The sequence below is a fragment of the Candidatus Thermoplasmatota archaeon genome (assembly GCA_034660695.1).
GTDB lineage: Archaea > Thermoplasmatota > E2 > UBA202 > DSCA01 > JAYEJS01.
In genome coordinates, this window is record JAYEJS010000150.1 from 1 (window position 1) to 3959 (window position 3959).

General features: G+C 40.7%; 4 protein-coding genes and 1 tRNA gene. All 5 read left to right on the forward strand.

Features of this window, described 5'->3' with window-relative positions:
• Window positions 1–207 precede the first annotated feature (207 nt).
• The 5 genes from U9O96_08070 to metK all read left to right on the forward strand — a co-directional run bounded on the left by U9O96_08070 (window position 208) and on the right by metK (window position 3820).
• Window positions 208–351, forward strand: a complete 144-nt coding sequence (locus tag U9O96_08070; protein ID MEA2055041.1) for a hypothetical protein — start codon at window positions 208–210, stop codon at window positions 349–351.
• Between the two features lie 54 nt (window positions 352–405).
• The gene (gene rpe, locus U9O96_08075; protein ID MEA2055042.1) at window positions 406–1038 is read left to right on the forward strand and encodes a ribulose-phosphate 3-epimerase; all 633 of its coding nucleotides are present in this window, start codon (window positions 406–408) and stop codon (window positions 1036–1038) included.
• A 19-nt stretch (window positions 1039–1057) separates the two neighbouring features.
• On the forward strand, window positions 1058–2473 hold the full coding sequence (locus U9O96_08080; protein MEA2055043.1) for a PKD domain-containing protein: 1416 nt from the start codon (window positions 1058–1060) through the stop codon (window positions 2471–2473).
• A 31-nt stretch (window positions 2474–2504) separates the two neighbouring features.
• Window positions 2505–2589, forward strand: a tRNA-Leu gene (locus U9O96_08085).
• Between the two features lie 73 nt (window positions 2590–2662).
• Complete coding sequence (metK, locus tag U9O96_08090; GenBank protein ID MEA2055044.1) at window positions 2663–3820, forward strand: methionine adenosyltransferase; 1158 nt, start codon at window positions 2663–2665, stop codon at window positions 3818–3820.
• Window positions 3821–3959 lie beyond the last annotated feature (139 nt).

Consider the following 3959-nt stretch of genomic DNA (forward strand, 5'->3'; position numbering starts at 1 on the left):
TGAAAATTTTTTAGCCAATTTTGGCTGTGGGAAGCCAAAATTTGTGACTGAACTGCATTCATTTTGCAAAATCAATTCATTTCAAAATGAAAAATACAGATTAAAAATCGGAAAATCTGTAACCACCTAAATGATAGGACAAGATATAAATTGAAAACAGTTTTTAGTAAACATAACGATTGGAAAATATTCGCGAAACATGTCCTCATGAAAAACGATATTTTTGTAACATTGAATACTCGTGATTTTATTAAACACGGAAAAAAAGATAGATTTGAAAATGAATTTAAAACTAAAGTAAGAGTTCTAAATGAAGATTTTATAAAAGAGTTAAAAGGTATGATAACATAGTAAAATTTACCTAACTTTACACAAAATATTAAAATTCCTGCAGCTTTTATCCCCATGGTACTTATAGCCCCATCAATTCTTTCAGCCGACTTTTCAAGACTTGGCGAAGAAATAAAAGCGGTGGAAAGGGCCGGCGCCGACTGGATTCACATCGATGTGATGGACGGTCATTTTGTCCCAAATATAACAATCGGCCCTATGGTTGTGAAGCACATACGCCCTTCTACCAGCATGCCCCTTGATGTCCATCTGATGATAGTGGAGCCAAAAAAATATATTGATGCATTTGCGGATGCAGGAGCAGATTTTATTACTGTCCATGCCGAATGCAGCAACCACCTTAACAAACTTGCTTCAGAAATAAGGAAAAAATGCAAAGCAGGAGTTGCTCTCAATCCTTCAACTCCACTCACTTCTGTCGAAAACATCATCGACGATATAGACCTGCTTTTAATAATGACTGTCAATCCAGGATTCAGCGGGCAAAAATTTATTTCATCCATGCTGCCGAAAATAAAACATGCCAGGGAACTCATCGGCGACAGGGACATTTATCTGCAAGTGGACGGCGGCATCAATTCGGAAAATGTTTCCTCGGTGATAAAAGCTGGGGCGGATGTACTTGTCGCAGGCTCAGCGGTGTTCGGCAGCGACGATTATGTTGGGGCAATCAAAAGTTTGAAATAGGAAATGCCAATGTTATTCCATGAACTATAAATTAATTTTGGTCTCTCTAACACTTTTTGTTATTATGTGTGCTGTTCCAGCATCATCAGAACATTTCACTGGAGGATGGGAGTCTGCATACGATTTATCGGGATTTGATGAAGGAAGGAGTGTAACCCATGCCAACAATTCAATTTTTGTTGTGGGCATGTCCCTCGATACTTACAATGCATGTACGTACCACTTATTGAAATATGATAAGGATGGCACCCTGCTCTGGGATAAAAAAATGCCTGTAAAAATCTGGGACAGGAGTTACAGAAATATTGCCATCTCTTCATACAATAACTCCATAATTTTGTCATATACAGACAGAACTTTTTATATCGCCAGGTATGACCTTGATGGCAATGTCCTATGGAACAAAAAATGGGGAAAGGAAAACAGTGTAACAGATATTGCCGTTGACGGCCAGGGAAATATATTTGTTATTGGTTTTTCGCACGAAAAGGATACAGAAAAATTCCATGTTTTGAAATACGGCATAAACGGGAAGACAGAGTGGAACACCACTCTTAACGGTAAAGGAAAGGGAATAGATACTTACAATCAGTCCATTTTTGTCGCTGGATGCGAAGGAAATGAAAGCAGACTCTTTAAGATTGACAGCAACGGCAATGTTGTATGGGAGAGGAGCTACGGAACGGGAACGATCAAGGATGTTGCAGTGGGTGATGTCATCTACCTGTTGTACTCATTGAATGAGAGCATATCCCTGATTAAATGCGATAAGGAAGGTAACGCCATATGGAGCGAGTGCTATGAGAAAAAGAGCGTGGCACATTCCATTATTATGGATAGAAACGAAAACGCGTTTATTGCCGGGGCTGCATACAATTTGAGCAGTAAAGATTATGATTATTTGATATTGAAGTACAATAAAGAGGGACAACTGATTGAAGAAAGAGGTTATAACGGGGGATTGGAGGAGGGAGGCTGGGATTTGGCCGTAAACAAAAGTATTGTTGTAACGGGCTATTCAGTAATTACAAAGATAATTGGCATAAGATCTGTCATACGAGACAGGGACTGTTATACCATCGCATATGAGATGGAAAATGTGCCCCCTGTAGCAAACTTTTCCTGGAATCCCAAAAAACCTGTAGCCAAAAAGGAGGTAAAGTTCACGGACATGTCATATGATGTGGATGGAAGCATTATCTCATGGCACTGGGATTTTGGCGATAACACCGTTTCAGATGTGAGAGAGCCGACACACACTTATAAAAAGGATGGCTTTTATAGTATAAACCTCACCGTTTTTGATGACGGAGGGGCACACCATTCCATAGAAAAGACATTAGAGGTAAAGGAAGAAGAGGGCATACCAGGATTTGAATTTGCCATTTTACTGGCAGCCGTTTCCATACTCCTTATAAAAAGAAAATTAGATTAAATTTTTAAATGATATTGCTTTAACTCATCATGCAGGGGTAGCCAAGTCTGGTCAACGGCGCAAGGTTGAGGGCCTTGTCCTGTAGAGGTCCGCGAGTTCGAATCTCGTCCCCTGCATAAATTTATTAACAAGCAGGATGACATCCTCTCCCACCATTAGATTAATATTTATCGAGCGCATTTCCTGGTCATGAAAAAAGGAAATTTCGTCTTCACTTCTGAAGCAATGACGGAAGGACACCCGGACAAAGTGTGTGACAAGATATCAGATACCGTTCTCGATGAAATTCTCAGACAGGATAAAAATGCCAGGGTAGCGTGCGAAACAATGTCAGGAATGGGATTTGTTATTGTGAGCGGAGAAATAACAACATCTGCCTATATCGAAATACCCGCAATTGTTCGCTCGGTCATCAGAGATGTCGGCTACGATAAGCCAGAATACGGCTTTGATTATAAAACCGTCGGCATTCTAACAAGCATCCACAGCCAATCGCCCGACATTGCACTGGGAGTAAACAAAGATGATGATATAGGCGCTGGAGATCAGGGCATGATGTCCGGCTATGCAACCAATGAAACAGGAGAGTTTATGCCCCTGACAATAGTTCTTGCACATAAACTTGCAAGGAAATTGGCAGAAGTCAGAAAAAATAAAGTACTGCCGTATCTAAGGCCTGACGGTAAAACGCAAGTAACCGTACAATATGAAAATGGAAAACCAAAATATCTAACGTCAGTTGTTGTTGCCGCCCAACATGACCCAGATGTCGACATTAAAAAATTGAGGGAAGACATCAAGGAAGAAGTAATAAAACCCGTATGCGGTAAATGGCTCAGGGACAACACGGAATATTACATAAATAATACTGGAAGATTTGTCCGCGGCGGACCGGTGGCGGATTGCGGTATGACTGGAAGAAAGATAATAGCAGATACTTATGGGGGTGCAGTAGGTCACGGAGGCGGAGCGTTCTCTGGTAAGGACCCCACAAAAGTCGACAAGTCTGCTGCCTATATGGCCCGTTACATCGCCAAGAATTTCGCTGCTGCCGGCATATGTGAAAAATGTGAAGTCCAGTTGTCCTATGTTATAGGACTTACGGAACCGCTTTCCTTAATGATTGATACATTCGGAACAGGAAAGGTGCCAGATGAAAAAATAGTGGAACTGACTAAAAAACATTTCAAAACCTCCCCCAAGGGCATAATAGAACAGCTTGATTTATTGAGGCCCATTTACAGCAAAACATCATGCTACGGGCATTTTGGGAGGGATGACCCTGATTTCACCTGGGAAAAGACAGACCTGACGGAAACTTTGAGGAAGGAAGCTGGCATTCAATAAACTGTATCAACATTAGTCTCTACGAATAGGAATTTTTCCTGAAAAATTTCGACATTTTTTATAAAGAGCAATGTCTTATCTCTTGGAGTGGGATGAGATGACACTCTATGAATTTGGACAAAAAATTCGCAAAGCCATA

What these genes read in the sequence shown, in the direction of transcription:
- U9O96_08070 (MEA2055041.1), top strand. Translation starts at nt 208, where the DNA reads ATGAAAAACGATATTTTTGTAACATTGAATACTCGTGATTTTATTAAA.
- U9O96_08080 (MEA2055043.1), top strand. Translation starts at nt 1,058, where the DNA reads ATGAACTATAAATTAATTTTGGTCTCTCTAACACTTTTTGTTATTATG.
- metK (MEA2055044.1), top strand. Translation starts at nt 2,663, where the DNA reads ATGAAAAAAGGAAATTTCGTCTTCACTTCTGAAGCAATGACGGAAGGA.
- rpe (MEA2055042.1), top strand. Translation starts at nt 406, where the DNA reads ATGGTACTTATAGCCCCATCAATTCTTTCAGCCGACTTTTCAAGACTT.